This is a genomic window from Shewanella sp. SM74, from assembly GCF_025653725.1.
GTDB classification, from domain to species: Bacteria; Pseudomonadota; Gammaproteobacteria; order Enterobacterales; family Shewanellaceae; genus Shewanella; species Shewanella oncorhynchi.
Window position 1 is genome coordinate 1 of record NZ_JAKKRZ010000050.1, and the last position, 17026, is coordinate 17026.

14 protein-coding genes and 1 pseudogene are annotated in these 17026 nt (G+C 44.0%); 1 reads left to right on the forward strand and 14 read right to left on the reverse strand.

Going from position 1 to position 17026, the window contains the following annotated elements; all coding sequences use genetic code 11:
• The 14 genes and pseudogenes from L5M49_RS23910 to L5M49_RS23975 form a co-directional block, all read right to left on the reverse strand.
• Window positions 1-226 (reverse strand): annotated as a pseudogene (locus L5M49_RS23910) (IS4 family transposase); the annotation flags it as partial.
• A gap of 219 nt (window positions 227-445) precedes the next feature.
• Window positions 446-736 carry a hypothetical protein gene (locus L5M49_RS23915; RefSeq protein ID WP_263266940.1) on the reverse strand — a complete coding sequence of 97 codons (291 nt, stop codon included), beginning with the start codon at window positions 734-736 and terminating at the stop codon, window positions 446-448.
• A gap of 656 nt (window positions 737-1392) precedes the next feature.
• The gene (locus tag L5M49_RS23920) at window positions 1393-1725 is read right to left on the reverse strand and encodes a DUF6488 family protein (protein ID WP_263266941.1); all 333 of its coding nucleotides are present in this window, start codon (window positions 1723-1725) and stop codon (window positions 1393-1395) included.
• Between the two features lie 22 nt (window positions 1726-1747).
• On the reverse strand, window positions 1748-2281 hold the full coding sequence (locus L5M49_RS23925; RefSeq protein WP_263266942.1) for a hypothetical protein: 534 nt from the start codon (window positions 2279-2281) through the stop codon (window positions 1748-1750).
• Between the two features lie 20 nt (window positions 2282-2301).
• Window positions 2302-2997 (reverse strand): HupE/UreJ family protein, encoded by a 696-nt coding sequence (locus L5M49_RS23930; RefSeq protein WP_263266943.1) that lies wholly within the window; start codon window positions 2995-2997, stop codon window positions 2302-2304.
• Entirely contained in the window at window positions 2987-6130 is a 3144-nt protein-coding gene (locus L5M49_RS23935; protein WP_263266944.1) for an efflux RND transporter permease subunit, read from the reverse strand. The genes L5M49_RS23930 and L5M49_RS23935 overlap by 11 nt, the downstream gene beginning before the upstream one ends.
• Window positions 6131-6141: 11 nt before the next feature.
• Window positions 6142-7386 (reverse strand): efflux RND transporter periplasmic adaptor subunit, encoded by a 1245-nt coding sequence (locus tag L5M49_RS23940; RefSeq protein WP_263266945.1) that lies wholly within the window; start codon window positions 7384-7386, stop codon window positions 6142-6144.
• An 8-nt stretch (window positions 7387-7394) separates the two neighbouring features.
• Window positions 7395-8678 carry a TolC family protein gene (locus L5M49_RS23945; protein WP_263266946.1) on the reverse strand — a complete coding sequence of 428 codons (1284 nt, stop codon included), beginning with the start codon at window positions 8676-8678 and terminating at the stop codon, window positions 7395-7397.
• A gap of 13 nt (window positions 8679-8691) precedes the next feature.
• Window positions 8692-9672, reverse strand: a complete 981-nt coding sequence (locus L5M49_RS23950; protein WP_317630130.1) for a M56 family metallopeptidase — start codon at window positions 9670-9672, stop codon at window positions 8692-8694.
• A gap of 8 nt (window positions 9673-9680) precedes the next feature.
• A complete protein-coding gene (locus L5M49_RS23955; RefSeq protein ID WP_011920360.1) occupies window positions 9681-10058 on the reverse strand; it encodes a BlaI/MecI/CopY family transcriptional regulator in 378 nt (125 codons plus the stop codon).
• A 91-nt stretch (window positions 10059-10149) separates the two neighbouring features.
• Window positions 10150-11001, reverse strand: a complete 852-nt coding sequence (locus tag L5M49_RS23960; RefSeq protein ID WP_263266948.1) for a hypothetical protein — start codon at window positions 10999-11001, stop codon at window positions 10150-10152.
• A gap of 66 nt (window positions 11002-11067) precedes the next feature.
• Window positions 11068-11316: a hypothetical protein gene (locus L5M49_RS23965; RefSeq protein WP_263266949.1), complete on the reverse strand. Its 249-nt coding sequence runs from the start codon at window positions 11314-11316 to the stop codon at window positions 11068-11070.
• A gap of 121 nt (window positions 11317-11437) precedes the next feature.
• Window positions 11438-14443, reverse strand: a complete 3006-nt coding sequence (locus tag L5M49_RS23970) for a Tn3 family transposase (RefSeq protein WP_263266950.1) — start codon at window positions 14441-14443, stop codon at window positions 11438-11440.
• A 28-nt stretch (window positions 14444-14471) separates the two neighbouring features.
• On the reverse strand, window positions 14472-15704 hold the full coding sequence (locus L5M49_RS23975) for a tyrosine-type recombinase/integrase (RefSeq protein WP_263266951.1): 1233 nt from the start codon (window positions 15702-15704) through the stop codon (window positions 14472-14474).
• A 242-nt stretch (window positions 15705-15946) separates the two neighbouring features.
• Here L5M49_RS23975 and L5M49_RS23980 point away from each other — a divergent pair, with 242 nt between their 5' ends.
• Window positions 15947-16981, forward strand: coding sequence for a DNA-binding protein (locus L5M49_RS23980; protein ID WP_263266952.1), 1035 nt, complete (start codon window positions 15947-15949; stop codon window positions 16979-16981).
• Window positions 16982-17026: the final 45 nt, after the last annotated feature.

Genomic DNA, 17026 nt, shown 5'->3' on the forward strand with positions numbered 1-17026 from the left:
CTAACCGTTCTTGATGCAGATGCGTGTTGCCGAGCAAACGATCAATGCGCTTGATGTTGTGCTTGGTTCGGGCCGTGGTTGGTAAATTTCGACCTAACTCAGTCAAGGTCAGTGTCTTACATTCAATCAGTGCCTTAGAGGCCAGCATCAAGCTGTTTAATCGTTTTAGGTGAAGTTCTGGGCAGTATTGGTGTAAAGAATGTTGTAGGATATTGGCTTCGCGCATCTTGTTGTCCAAGTGTAGTTTTTRGCGAAACCATTTGATCATGCAACAAGATGCGCTTCCACCCTAATTTGATGATTTATTTGTAAATCATCAGGGGATTCTTCAGGATTATGTGTGAAAGCTGTCACACATAACAATGTGCATACTTTTTATACAAGTGAGTTTATTTTTAATTGGGGTTTATATATTAAAAATGTGACTACTATTCTATATGTAATATCAATTTTTCTTCTTACCAATAACAATGGCGCCGCGAGTAATACTTCCGACAATATCGTCAGATTGGCTAGTATCAACCGGCTCCTTCATTATTATGGGCACTACATTAATAACATCATATCCATCAGTATCTAGCTCTTCGTATGCGTTCTGGAGACATCTAGCAAAGTCATCAAAATCTACACTAGGCAATGATATACAGTGTGATTTCTGGTTAAGTACATAGTCTAAGTCACTTTCAATTGTCTTAAGGTTCGACCAGAACCAAGTTGTTTTAAATTTTTCTGTCATAAAATCTCCAAAAAACAGTAGCGACCTGCGGAGTATAAAATTTATTTTTTATGAAACCTCATGCTGATGAAATAACCTTTTAAAGAAGATCCATTTGAGTTGCTATATCTAATTAGAGTGATAGGTCTCAAAATATCATCGGTTTGAACCAAAAAGTATTTAAGCCCCGTATCGAATGCAATCATACCATATCATTTTGTTTCAAAAAATTAACAATAACCCAACTTTGCTAGCTGTATCCCACTTTACTTAAAAAAATCCACTTTAACAAAGTACGCTTAAATTAGTGTGGTTCTTGAGAGTTATTAACATATTGTCGAATACAAGAGACTGAAACTCTTACAGCATAAAAAGCTGAATAAATGTTAATAAGCAATATTTGTTGAGGGTCCATCGTGATTCTGGAATTTTTGCCAAAATCAATTTAACACACTGAATATATGCGTTTATATTGGACAATGAATTTTACCAAGGTTGTTGCTGCAGACGCCGTGTAGGCAACACATTTGGCACAAAAGCGATTTCGTAACACAGTAAACAGGGTTAAATTTTAGATCACTAAAAGTATGGTAAACGACTATTAACAAAGGCTAAAAACGACAACCGATATGAGATATGGCACTGTCAGTTACACCAGCAGTGCCATACTGAAAGAATTAAAACTTGTTTGAGTCCTTTACTGCCAATACTTCACCGTTACTGGCGATTTTCAGAAAGACTTGTTTTTTAGTGGTGGGGTTAACAGCACTTACCACATAAAAATTACCTTCAAAAGTCACAATGGATAATTGTGATTCAGGTACCTCTTTCCATGAGCCATCTAATTTACCTACCTCAAAACCAAAGTCTTTAAATGTCATTTGATTGAGTGACTTAGCGGCAACCTTTATTGCACCTTGTCCACTAATCACACCATGATCAGCATGGGCTAAAGCACTACCGTTCATTAATAGGCCACATAGGGCGACAACTGTTATCAATTTTTTCATAGCATTCTCCAAATTATATCAATTATTGCTTAAGACCAATGACGTCATACTGCCCTTTAACCAATAGCTGTACGGCAATAGGCTTATCCGATTTATTTTTCCAATACCAACCATGTGAACCTGCAAAGGGAGCGGTAAAACTGCCCTTCATTTCGTTGGATGTTGCTATGGTGTAACTCTCAAAATAACCTGTAGTATCTCCCTCTGGTTCACCATGAAGGTCAAAATACAAAGTGTCGCCATCAGTTAACCATTCATAGGTCATTTTGGCATACTGTGGCATAGCAAACTTATACTCAACACCTCGACCCGCGGGAACAACCACTTCAATCGTTTGAAATTCGTTGCTGTTTTTCTCACTTAAGCCTTGCGTTGAAACCACACCTTCGGCTTCAGCGGCTTGTGCAAGTGTCGTTAATCCCAATTTTTGGCCTACGCCTGTCGGGTCAATGTTGTACTCGGCAGGAAGGATAAAAGTCACCAGAGCAACGGCCGCAATGACAGTTGCGGAAATACTGGCTTTGACTAAAGTGGTTGAACTCACAGTGTGTTGCATAATCTTCTCTTTTTATTAGTTTAATTTACAAAATAACCAGTAAGCTGATAGCCCATCAGCATGATCCCGGCACTCATAAGGGCCGTGTTTGTGAGCGTTGAAAATCGCTGAAATGAAGGAAAGTGACGCCAAGCGTTAATCACTATCAAAATAAAGGCCAACGCAGCAAATTGCCCGATCTCCACCCCGATGTTAAATGCCAATAAATTGGTAAACAGGCCTTCCTTTGACAGTTCAAATTCCTGTAATTTGGTTGCCAGTCCAAAGCCATGGAACAAACCAAAGATCAACACTGCCATTTGGGTATTGGGTTGCCAGTTAAAACAGCGCTTGAAACCACCTAAGTTATCAAAACCTTTGTAGATCACTGATATGCCGATAATGGCATCGATCAAATACGCATTGACCTGAACATCAGTCATAACGCCAAGTAACAACGTTGTGCTGTGACCAATAGTAAACATGGTGACATACAACAACACATCTTTGCTGCGGTACAAAAAGAAGATCACCCCCACTAAAAATAGTAAGTGGTCGTATCCGGTGATCATATGCTTAGCCCCGATATACAAAAACGGAATAAATTGCACCCCTTGGTTTTGTTCTAAAAAGGCTCGGGTATTGTCATCGACCCCATGGGCCAATACATCGACACTGATAAAACCTAACAGTCCAATTAAGAGGAATAGGCTGATTTTTAATAGTTTATTTGGCATCAGCTAACTCCATTGCTTCTACTTCAGTCAAAATAGACTCCTTTTCTTTGTGTAAAATTCGATATAGCGCGGGGATGACAAATAGCGTTAATAGCGTAGAGGAGATAATGCCGCCAATCACTACGGTAGCCAGTGGCCGTTGCACTTCAGAACCAATACCGGTATTGAGGGCCATCGGAATAAAGCCAAGCGAAGCGACTAATGCGGTGGTTATGACCGGACGCAGCCTTGTAAGTGCCCCTTCAAAAATGGCGCTATCGAGCCCCATCCCTTCTTTACGCAATTGGCGGATAAAGGACACCATCACCAGACTGTTTAAAATCGCAATGCCCGATAATGCAATAAAGCCAACCGCGGCCGAAATTGAGAACGGAATATCGCGCAGCAACAGCGCCGCAATCCCACCAGTTAACGCCAGAGGCACACCAGTAAAGATAATCATTGCGTCTTTAAAGGAGTTAAGCGCCAACATCAGCAACCCAATAATCATCAACAAGGTAACAGGCACCACAATACTGAGGCGTTTTGAAGCCGATTGCAGTTTCTGATAGGTGCCACCGTACTCCAGCCAATAACCTGCGGGAATTGCCACTTTTTCACCGATAACGGTCTGGATATTGGCGACAAAGCTGCCTAAATCTCGTCCACGCACGTTAGCAGTAACGACCATTCGGCGTTTACCGTTTTCACGGTTTATTTGGTTAGCGCCCGAAACCAGCTCTAAGGAGGCTAATTCTTGAAGTGGAATACTTTGACCGCCAGACAATGTAATAGGTAGATAACTGAGCGCATCGATGTTCTGCCTACGCGACTCATCAAGACGCACCACGATATCTGAACGCACATCCCCTTGGTAGAACTTACCCGCCACAGTCCCTCCCATCGCGGTAGCAACTTGAGATTGCACCTCCATGATACTGATACCATGCTGCATCAGCTTTTGACGATTAGGAATGATGTTCAGTATCGTTAGCCCCGTGCTCTGCTCAACCTGAATATCTGCAACGCCTTCGACTTGAGCGATGGCGGACTCAATTTCTGCGCCCAGTGCTGTGAGCGTATCAAAATCATCACCAAACACTTTGATGGCAAGTTCTGCCCTTACCCCTGCCAGCAGTTCATTGAAACGCATCTGAATGGGTTGCAAGAATTCATAACGATTACCCGGAATGGGGGCGACTAGAACAGCAAGTTCTTCGACGATTTGTGCTTTAGATTTGTTAGGATTGGGCCACTGCTCACGGGGTTTTAAGATAATGAAGTTATCCGCCACGCTGGGAGGAACCGCATCGGTAGCGACATCAGCCGTGCCGATTTTGGCAAATACCCGCTCAACCTCTGGCATCTGTTTAATTTTATCTTCCAGTGTTTCCTGCAGGGCGATTGCCTGACTCAGCGAGGTTCCCGGAATTCGAAGGGCGTGCATAGCAATATCCCCTTCATCCAGATTTGGTGCGAATTCACTGCCTAATTTCGTCGCCTGATAACCAAAGATTGCGACTAACAGCGTGGCAGCGATGACAACCATCCAGCGCCCTTTAATGACCCAGTTTAAGGCAGGGCGATATAAGAACACTGCGCCACGAATAAGTGGAATGTGTTTCTCTTTCACCGGTTTTTTAAACAGCAATGCAACCATTGCAGGAACAAAGGTGACGGAAAGCAGCATTGCACTTAACAGTGCAATCACCACTGTAATGGCCATTGGATGGAACATTTTGCCTTCCACGCCTTCCAGCGCAAAAATCGGCAAATAGACCGCCGTTATGATAAAGACACCAAACAGTGCCGGGCGAATAACCTCGCGAGTGGCCTCAAAGACGAGTTCTAAACGTTCTTTTAATGGTAAGGGATCATCCCCCGCCTGACTTAAACGCCTCAGGCAGTTTTCAACAATGATGATCGCGCCATCCACTAATAAACCAAAGTCCAGAGCCCCTAAGCTCATCAAGTTAGCACTAACACGAGTCTGCACCATGCCCGTAATGGTCATCAACATGGCAAAAGGGATGACTAATGCGGTTAAAAATGCCGCTCGAAAGTTTCCTAGCAAGACAAACAACACCACGATCACCAGAATTGCGCCTTCAAGTAGATTGGTTTGTACTGTCTGTAACGTTTTATCTACCAAGGTGGTGCGGTCATATACGGCAGTGGCCACAATCCCTTCTGGTAAAGTTGCATTGATTTCTTTGAGCTTTTCGCCCACGGCATGGGCTACGGTGCGACTATTTTCACCAATTAGCATAAACACGGTACTCATGACCACTTCACGGCCATTTTGCGTGGCGGCACCGTTTCGCAAACCTTGGCCATTTTCAATCTCTGCCACATCTTTGATGGTCAAGGCTGAATCATTGGTCGATTTCAGCGGGATATTGCCAATCGTGGCCATATCCTCTGCCTGACCGGGCATTCTCAGTAGCCACTGTGCGCCGTTTTGCTCAATAAAACCCGCACCTTGATTTTGATTATTTTTAGCGATGGCATCGACAACATCTGCCTGAGTTAAGCCAAAGGCCAAGAGTTTTTCTGGTTTGAAAGCCACTAAAATTTCACGTTCAAAACCACCAATAGGATTCACTTCAACAACGCCGGGCACTCGCATCAACTGCGGTCTAATCGTCCAATCGTGCACAGTGCGTAAATCCATTGGCGTGATCGGCGAACCATCGGCGTGGGTGGCATCAGGCAATGCATCCACCGTAAACATAAAGATTTCACCTAAGCCTGTCGCAATAGGCCCAAGCTGCGGCTCAAGTCCTACAGGCAATTCAGCACGGGCTGCGGATAATCGTTCGTTCACGAGCTGGCGAGCAAAATATACATCCGTGTCGTCACTGAATATGGCAACCACTTGAGACAAGCCATAGCGAGAAACGGAACGTGTGTAAGTTAGCCCAGGTAAACCTGCCAAAGCGGTTTCCAAGGGAAAGGTGACCCGTTGCTCAATCTCAAGCGGGGTATAACCTGGGGCTTCGGTGTTGATCATCACCTGCACATTGGTGATGTCTGGCACCGCATCAATGGGCAATTTAGTGAAGTTCCATATGCCTAATCCGGCTACGACTAATACCATCACCAGCACTAGGAATTTTCGCTTTATCGAAAAGCGTAAAATCGATTCCAACATGACTTACACTCCTAGTGATCGTGGGATGCGCCAGACTTTTCAATGTCGGCTTTTAAGATATAGCTATTTTCGGTGACGTATTCAGTGCCAGGTTTCAAACCGCCCAGTACCTCAACCCATTCACCGCCTTGACGACCTAGCTCCAGCATACGCACTTCATATTGCTCACCGACTTTGGCAAACACCACGGTGAAATCACGAAACCCTTGCAATCCAATTCGTTTAACTGCCAAAGGCACCTCAATGGTGGCCACTTCAATCTTGGCGTGCACAAAACTGCCGGAGGTAAACGCTCCCTTTTCATTAGCAAGTTTTACCCACACGATACGGGCTTGATCATCACGCACTTGGGGCTCGATAAATGAAACAGTACCTTGATAAGTCTCATCCGAGCCCTCTATCTGCAAAGTAACGGCAGCACCGATGCTAACCTTTTGATAATCAATGGGGTATACCGCCAGTTTAGCGATATAATGACTGTTATCGGTGAGCGTCAGCAACGAACGGCCAAGGGTTTGCTCGCCACTGTTAGCGAACTGCTGCGTGACTACGCCATCGGATGGCGCTTTGATTTGATATGGCTTCAAACTTTCGTTACTTTCTATAGTTAACAAGGGTTGGCCTTTTTTTATCCTGTCCCCCAGTCCAACATACAACTGCGTAATTTCTCCTTCAAAGCGAGCGGCGATGGCACGCTGCGACTCTACCGGTAGCGCCAATGTGCCATAGGCGGGGATTGTTTGGTGCAAAGTGGCAGGGCCTGCAATATCGGTTTGAATATCCATCGCGGTGGCGACGGCTTGCTCTATCGTGGTGCGACCTTCAAAGTTGTCATACTGCCAAAGGTACGTTTTACCTTGGTATTTAGCCTCAATCGTGACCACAAACGAATGGGGTTCATAGATCTCCATATCACCACGAAGGAAATCCCCTTGCGCGTTAAAGCGAATGTCATCCACGACATTGCCTAAGCGAGTCAATTTAACGCTCAAATCAACAGTTTTGGGATCTAGTGGTTTCCCTTCATAGGTCAACCACACTCGAAACTCTGGAGGGACACCCGTTTCAAAAATGGACAGCTCTAAAGCAAAATTCCCCTCACGCAGCATACGTCCACGGTGCGGACCTTTTTCTGGCTCGGCCTGCTCAGCAACTGGGGCTGAGGAAGCCAATACAGGTGTTGGGATGACGGCGTTCATACCCATACTGAGCAGTATCGCCAAACTCAGTGACGAAAGGATGTGGTTATTTTTCATAAGTAATCTCACTGAGAAATGGACGTACCCGTCAGGCGTTGAATTTCGATGTGTTGCAAATGCAAGCTCTCAAAGGCATCCAGCAACTGATATTGAGCACTGAGTAATTCCCGATACACATCATTAAATTGGTTATAACTGAGTTGACCTTTATCAAAAGCATTACTTGCCTCTGACAGGGCTTTTTCGAGGGTGGGCACTATGCTGTTGCGCACTGTATCTATCACATGCGCAGAGTGTGCCATTTCCTGTAGCAGTACATAGAGTTGAGCATCTTGAGCTTGCATTAATGCGCTTTGTTCGTTGGCCAACACATCCTGCTGAGCGTGGAGGGCTGCGATTGTCCCTGCATTACGGTCACTTGTGCCCCAAGGGATAGAGACGCCTGCCACTAAACCAAAGTCATCGCTTGCCTCATAACGACGGACCCCAGCGGTAAATTGCCACTGGGGTTTGGCTTCAATTCGTGCCAGTTCCATTTGTGACTGAGCAATACGCTGAGCACTGGCAAACTGTTGAAAACGCGGATTCTGCTTTAGCAGGGTAAGCTGACTGTCAACCGACGGCACAGTTGGCATGTCCAGCAGATCACCGTTGAAATAATATGCTGCTTTGGGCTTACCCCAAAGAGAGGCTAGTTGATACTGGCTCGCTTTCAGCTCGTGTTCGATATCTTCGACCGCCAGTCCTCGGCGGATAAATTCAGCCTTTGCCAACTGCATTTCAACCGCCGAACTTTTACCTACTTGCACCCGCTTGGCAATCGTACCAACAACGTTCTCAGCCTGAGCCTTTGCCATCACATTGAGCTTAAGGCGCTCCTGTTTAACCAGTATATCGATAAAGTGCTTAGCCACCTGAGAAGACAAATCGAGCGCCTTGATTTGCTTCTCTATGGCCAGTTTAGTGGCTTCTGTTTTTGCCGTGTTAACACGACTATCAATTAAATCCTGTTGCAGCAACCATGAGAAGGTGAGCGTAGATTGCATACTTTTCAATGCACTGTGTTCCCCTGTGCCTAACGCATCCTCAATCATCAGCCCAATTTCTGGGCGTTCACCGACACTCGCTTGCTGAATACGCCCCTCCCAGACTCGCTGCTGCGATACAAAAGCTTGTAAATCAGGATGATGAGTGAGAGTCATGGTAACCGCATCAGATAAACTGATTTTTTGTGGGTTTTCATCTGTCGCTGCGGATACCGACAGGATAATACTCATTCCTATCAATGCAGCAGAAAACCGATGGCCTATCGGTTTTTTGGCTGTGCGTTTACAAAGAATAGCTTTCATTCCCAATCCTTACTTAATGGGTGAAAAAAGTTTCGATAATATGGTGGAGGCTATCCACCGTGGAGGCGGTTAATACTGGTGCTATGACTAACAACACAATAGCTAAACCGATTGCCAATCGAGAAGATGTACATACAGGATAAATTAGGCGCTGCACTCGCACGCTGGTTTGATCATTGCCGAAATAGCTCGTTTGCAACCCATCACAACCTAGCGTTACGCTTCGTTGCATTCTGGCAACGTTAACCAGAGCCTGAGCGACGTCAAGATTGTCGTGTTCATTTGTCACTGCATGATCTGCCATCTGTTCAGTAAGCAAGGTAAATTGCCTGACAAAATGTTGTTTCATCCCGAGTGGGAAAAAACCTGCAAAAGTCGCGAAGATCACTTTAAACAGAGGATCTCGGGCAGCGACATGCGCCATTTCGTGCCGGATAATAATATCTAATTCCTGCTCATTAACCCGTTCTTGTAATGCCGTGGTTAGATAGATTTTGGGAGAAATAAGCCCTGTGGTAAAAGCTGCAGGTATTGCCAAAGGTAATAAATAATAACGATGCTGAGAGTTGGCTTCTTGGGGGTAAACATCTGAGAATCCAAGCAGAGACGCCATTGTTGATGATTGTTTTTTGCGAGAATAAACAGTCTTTATCATCGACCAAATCAAAAATCCCGAGGCCGAAAGCAAGGTAACTGCGTGCCAACTGTCAAAGCTAAAAATATCCACATGGTGCCAGTGAACAAATTCATTTAACCAAGCTGCAGAAAACAAATCTTGCTGCTTCGGCCAGAAAAAGACAACACAATTAATCGCTATCCACCAAGGCGCTGTGACTAACGACCATAAGATAACTTTACGTAACCTGAAAGTGAGATGCTCTAATCTAGGCAGAGTGAATCGTAGAGCGATCGAGATGAACACAACACTGATAGCAAATGCCAGCACTGCCACACTCAGTAAATTCAGTGTAATCGCTAAATCGCCAACAAACATAAGCCTAATTATCCTTTCCGAAGTTGACGTTGTTCTTCAATTAAATGTTCCAAGATATCTAGCTGAGCATCATTCAGATTAGCTGATACTGAACTAAATGCCGCGATCAGACTATGCTCACCCTCTTCGACAAAGTCGCTAGTAACATTGGTAATAAGTTTGGCTATCAGGGCTTCTCTGTCGACTTTTGCTCGATAAAAGTAGGCATGACCCTGCTTCGTTCGACTCAGTAATCCTTTTTTAAACAAGCGCTCTAAGGTGCTCTGAATGGTATTGAGTGAACTATCTCTAGACAACCCAAGCACCGCATGTACTTGCTTAGCATCCGCTTCAGACTCAGTCCAAAGATGTTGCAAAACCTGCTTTTCTAATTCACCTAACTGCATAACACTTTTCTCTTGCCATAATGACCGCTATAGTGGCAGAACAAAAACCGATAGGCAATCGGTTTTTAATAACTCATAGTGAGCAACGAATTTACTCATTTATTAACTCTTTTTTGTGAAAATTTAAGTTGGAACTAAAAGTGTTCCATCTTACTTTTTCATCTTCCTTTAGTGAGATAATTCTTGGTTGGTTTCGACTGAACATCCATTGAGAGCTTGTTACTAACCTACTCACCATTTGAGGTATTGCATTTTTTGGGGATGATGTCGCAATATTCAGTGCAGCCAATGCAATTGGCCGCTCACCGTCAACCTTCATGGTTACAATAAATGGCTCATTGTGCATGAATGTTACATATTCCTCAGATGGTGGGTTGCAGAACCATGAGTAAATATTTAACTTTGTCAAATCCATGACCAAGTTTAAGCAAATATGCAGCCATCTGCCGAATTCATGCTGATTAATTTCTACTCCAAGCTCTTGAGCTTGTGCGGGATGTAGCTTTTTATCAATGTGAGATGAGAGTTTATTCCGAAGGGTAGTTACTGTGGATTGGTGGTTATGCGGGAGGACTTGATCAAATTCAGAACGAATAACTCTTATCTGTTCAACATCATCAGGTTGCAGGCGTTCTTTGGTTTCTGAGTTGTTTTCAATGTCATTAAGTAGGTCTTCGATGCAGACAACTAATGTATGCAGAGGAGTGATGGCTATTTTTAATTTTCTTTTCTTCTTTGTCGTGTTCTTTGCGTCCGATACAAACTCTAGCGCTTCTTCTAAGTCTCTCATCGATTCGAGACAACGCCATAATTTATGCGCAGCCTTGCATGATGGGAACCAATCGTTGTTTCCTATTATTGGCTCATCCATAGCGTTAGCCATTCCTCTATCTGTAGAGTCGTAGTAGATAGGCATGCGTTTGGGATGTGATTGTTTTATCATTTTGTCTAACGCCTTCATTAGCAGTTTAGTGTGGGCGTAAATACGTACTTGGCCTAGTTGTTAGAACTATTTATCCGACATGTTATCTGAAGAGCCATTTTCTAGTCGATCATATTCAGCCTTCACTTCTGGATCTTCAAATGCCTTTAGTTTTAATAGATCAAACTGGCTTAACTTGCTTAATGTCCAACTTCCATCCCCGTTATCTACCCATCTGATAGTGTCTCCTTCATTCCAAGCAAGTTCTTTTTGTAACTGTTTAGGAATCAAGAAGTAATACTCTCCATTGTCATGTTGTTCAATTTTTACTTGCATCTAAACACTCCAACTAAATAGCTATCATATTTAAGGTTTATCGTATAGCAAACATTTAGGCAATGATGATTGATTAATCGTCATTAAGTACGCAGAGGTAAATTTAGTGAGGGTAAATATATCATCTCACATTGACCTGTGCGTCAATGTTCATGGCAAAGTTTAATGGGCTGTAGCTTCGGCCCATGTCTAATAAATAGTCACCAAAGCGGTTTATATGAGCCGTTCTGTAGGGAGATAAGCCTGCAAGTCGATCTGGCGTGAGTTCGATTCCTTGGTCGGCTAACTCTCGTAAAATACAGGTCATCTTGTCAGCGTTGTACAAAATCACCATATTGGCAACTAATTGATTATATTTGACAACTTTGCTCTGTTCATGGCGAATATTTTCGGCGATGATGCCATCACCACCAAAGAAAAACCATTTTACGAAGTTATTGAACTCTTCAGATTTATTGGTTTCAGCTTGAATAACTTGCCGCAATTCGTAATTGTCGATGTAGTTGAGCAGAAACAGTGTCCGAATGACTTTACCTAATTCCCGAAAGGCAAAATAGAGTTTGTTTTTGCGACTATAAGTATTGAGTCGACGCAGTAACGAGGATGCCGGCATCTTGCCCAATTTAATCGATAGAATGAGCTTTAGCATGTCTGGTAGCAGATTTTCAATCAGCGTGAAGTCGATACTGCCGTTGAATAGCCGATCGATGTTTTGATATTTACATTCATTGTCTGCCCGGAACAGGTTCAGATCTTGAATGTTGCGGATCCTTGGCATCAAGCCTATACCGAGTAGGTAGGACAAACCAAAAACGGGATAGCTTTGTGATTGCGTATCACCGTGCAGAAATTCAGGGGTGATATCAGATGTATTTTTCATCAAACCATCAAGTAAATAATGGCCTTCATAAGAGCCGCAAGAGATAAAACGACAGTAAAGCGCTATGTAAGTATCAGACACATGGTAATAACCAATACCACCGTAGCCACCATAGCGTATGTGGTACTCCGACATTAAATTTTGCTCATTTAAATCCCACTTAGAACCATCAACAGATGCGTGTTTACCACTGCCCCAAAATGTTGGCAGTTCAAACTTGTTGTAAGCATTAATAACCTTGGTTAACGCTTTATCCAAACGGTCTTCGGTGACTTGTTTAAGGTTCAACCAAGCAACTTGTTTAGGGCTGATCCCTTTAATCGAACGGGCGGTTTGCGTTGGTCCTAAGTTGCAGCCATAACAAAAGAGCGTAGTCACAAACCGCTGGGCATGATCTTCTAATCGACTCTGATTGCCCGATAGCGGGTAAAATAAATCACTTAGACCAAGCCAATGCTCTGCATCCACCAAAATATCGACAATACTGGTCGTTTCTAATTGTTCTGTAATGGCATCATCAATACGCTGGATCGCGGCACTAGGCCGTGCAGTAGAGGCTCGCTTCAGACTGAGTTTACCTTCGTGAATGGCCGCATGGGGATTTTCAGGAAACCGCCCATCTACCTGTTGTGCAAGTGTCTTCAGCTTTTGCTTTAATTCCGCAATAAAAAGTGTTGGATCCGTAAGTGGTAACCCTACTTGTTGGGCATAGACTGGCAGTTCACGGGCATAGGTATCTGCATCCACCATCCCTTCGCGATAATCTTTATATTGTTCACTTTGTGCAACGAATAGGTCAATCGACATCAGTTCCTGTTTTATGTGTACCATAATGCACAACTCCAGAAACTTACGATGTAACACCACTACTTCGTCTTCAGTTTCGGCATGGATCAATACTAATTTTTTCCACACAGAAGAAATCCATCGTGTCGCTTTGGTGCCATTAAACTGGTCAAGTAAATACTGCTTGCTAATATGCTCTTGGCGATTATTCCTGAGGGATAACAGACAGTTGATTAAGCGTTCTGTCGTTTTGTCACTTGAGGTGCTTTTTAAGGTGAGGATGGACAAGCAGTTAAATAATAACGACCGTTTATTTCCATAGGGACGTACCATAAAAGGCAGGTAGTTATTATCTGCATACGCGAGGTGTTCATCACATTTTGCAATGACCGTCTCTTTGTCTGGGAGTAATAACTGCTCAATATGTGCGATACGGCTACTCGCATTACCAGGCTCTTCTAAGGCAAGCACCACATCTCGAAAATTACTGATCAATTCGTCCGCTTGTTTTTGTTTCTGCAGAATATACTGTTGTAGACTTTGTTGAGCGCTATTTTCGAGATCTCTAACCTGCTTGATGAACAGTTCGGCGACATCATCAAGTGCTTTTCCATGTTGACTGCGAATAAGGATCACCGCTAAGGCATAACGTTTATTAGACGTTAAGTCCCGCATTTCTTGAGCATCCAGTGCTCGAGCCTCCAACATAAACTGCTGAAACTTGGCAACGGGAATCGCCAGGGTTGGCATTTGACTTTCTAAATCGCGTAACCACTCCACATGTTGCAAATAGCTGCGCACTTCTTTGTTGGTCGGCTTTCTCGGTTCTCGTTTTAGTTGCTGCCAGTGAGAGTACACACCAACACTGTTTGATTGCCAAAGTTGATCTAGTTTAGATTTTGTAGATTGGCTTAAGGATTGGCAGATCTGCCGATAGTACGCATCATTGACTTGTCGACGTACTGTTCTTGCTAGCTTTTCCAATACGGTAAGCCCAGGAAATTCAAAACAGTGATGGGCCAGTTCTTCTAACATCACATTGATGATATCAGTAACGGTTTCTTTGGTTTGTGCTGCACAATATGCCACATTTTTTAACCAAGAACGTTCTGCCGAAGAGAAGGGCTTTACACCAATGTGTGAGCGGATCATCGCGAGGTGCCGTTGTCGCGTTCCTGACTTATCATATCGTGTCCAATCAGAGGGCTTTGGTACCCAAATAATACCTGCCACTTTTCTGATGTGTTCAATGATCTGATTGGGACAATCGATAGGAGAGATAAAATAGCCAAGACGTTGAAAGAGCTTTAACTGCACCAAGAAGCCTAGGCGGTGTAAGGGATTATGCAGAATTTGACTTAACACAAGCTCATTTTCACTGGGATGATATCGCTGCGATAACACGTTGTATGAGAAGTAGGTTTCTAATCGTGGGTAAGCAGTATTTTCAGCAGTCTTCATAGAAACTCCCTTTCGTTAGTCAATCAGGCTAATCCCAGCGTCGGCCGCTTTCATGGTGGACGATTGCCGCTTCCAACATGCATTGATGATCAGTCGCGATACTGTGCATCCGGCCCAATAGTTCATCCGCTACTTCATCGAGATCTGCATCCACATATTCAGAGGATAATTGGAGCTGGTAATGGTGTTCATCAACGGTCGTCAGTGCGCCAAAGGCTTTCAACGCAAAGCGTTCTAATTTAAGTCGCACCGTTCTTTCGTTTGGCGCTTTATCATGAAAACGTGATAGGCACAGCTGGACATCCACAATGGTCATTGGTGGGGTGAGAGTAGCTGCATGCGGTGTAGATGGTTGCAGTTGTTCTGGCGTAAAGGGTGAACTCACTTCGATGTAACGCAGTGCTGATTGCGCATCTCTCCAGCCGACATATTCCATTAATTGCTTTAGTGACCATTGTTGCTGCGTTGCCCATGAAGCAAATCCCCGCCGTAATGAATGACTGCTATAGAGGTGAGAGTGACAGATCCCCGCTTGCACCATTAGCTTTCGCATAAGCGGCAAAATACTTGATGAACGCAAACTCTCTGAGCTAATTTGCCCCCAACGATTTATACCGCGAAAGACCGGACCAGCGGTTAACCCTGAGAGGGTTAACCATTCTTGGTAAGCTTGCACGGGGCATAAGCGTTGTAAGGCGGGGGTACGATATTCCCGACCTTGATTGGTGCGATCTGATTTAGAACGGGGTAAGTAAATGTTCATCCCTTGAGTAGGCGCAAGCTCGATATGTTCAATGACCATACGACAGAGTTCATCACTGCGAAATCCTCGCCAAAATCCCATGAGCAACAATGCCTTATCGCGAGTGGCTTTTAAGGCGAGCAGTGGATCATTATTGTGCTGCGCTTGCTCCAAATAGCCACAGATCTGCGTAAGTTCATCAATGGCCAACGGCTTGGCCTGTCGAGCTCTTGCCGGATGGATCTCGCGTATGCCTTTAAAGACTTTTCGCACCAGTGGAGATTTCGTTGGATCCACAAAACCCTGCGATACATGCCATTGTCCGAGCGCAGCCAACCGCAGCCGTAGCGTGCTATGTGAAAGCATATCGGCATAGTGAGCAAGATAACGGGCCACTTGCTCTGATGTGGTAGGCAGCATCCCCCCCCAATCAACTTCGAAGTGTTCAATGGCCGCTTGGTAACTGCGGCGGGTATTGTCCCGTGTTGCTGCTTCAATATAGCGTTCTACATCACTCATGTTAGATTTTTCAGTACACCACTTAGTACACATAAGAAAAACAGCCTAGCACATTTTTTAAAGGCTGTTTTTTGAACAACCTCTATTACGTACCAACTGGCCCCATCAAATCAAGCTTTTTTGTGATAAGAGTAGATAACTCAGGATTATCTACTCTTATAAATTGAATAATATTTGTATTTTCAATATTACGTATTAGTATGTAATTACATGGTACGTAATACAGTATGAAAGGTAATAGCATGGCACGTGGTGGCATAAGTAAAGAAGCAGTTGAGCAGGCAAGAAATGCACTATTGGCGCGAAGAGAATCCGTATCCATCGACGCGATACGCATTGAATTGGGCAATACCGGTTCTAAAACCACAATCCATCGTTACCTTAAGGAATTGGAGGATGCTGAAGGCAACACGCAGCTCATTACGTCATTAAGCGAAGAACTCACCTTTATCGTTGAAAAAATGTCGGGACGTTTGTTGCAAGAAGCGAATGAAATCATCGAGAAAGAACGCGCGCAGCATCGAGAAGTAATAACGGTAAGAGATGAACGCTATGAACAACTACGCCAAGAACTACTAGAAATTCAATCTCATCGAGATGAATTAATGGGTAAGCTTCAGCAGCAAGAGCATGAAAGGAAAGAGCTCAAAACGAATATCGATACGCAGAAGCTGACAATCGAAAGATTGAAGACCAATGAAGAAGCCATGTTATTACGACTTGCCGATAAAGATCAGCAGATAGCCTCATTAGAAGAAAAGCATGCACAATCGCGCTCAGCGCTTGAACACTACCGTAATTCCGTTAAAGAACAGCGAGAGCAAGAGCAACATCGCCATGAATCGCAAGTACAACAACTACAGCTTGAGATTCGGGCTCTAAACCAGCAGTTAACCGCTAAACAGCTGGAGAATGCTACGGTACAAAAGCAATGTATTAAGTTAGAAACTCTGCTAGAAGGGATATCAGAACAGCTGCAAAAAGCAGAAGTATCATTGTCCGCAATGACCAAAGTGAAGCTAGCTGTGGAGGCGGACAACCATTCATTCAAGCAGCAGATAACCTCTGTGGAAGATAGGTATCAACAGGCAACGTCTCGAATTAATTCGTTAAACACGCAACTCGCGGAGCAGACTGACAAGAACGCCTTACTTATCATTGAAGTACAATCGTTGAAATCGACTGCCAATGCACAAAAAGACATTATGGACAGATGGTTCATTGAATTGAAGGGGGCCGATAGTCAGAATCGTTCAATATCTAAAGATAACAACTAATTAGGTCTGATTTGGCGGAATATTCCAGAATCCCGGCGGACCCTC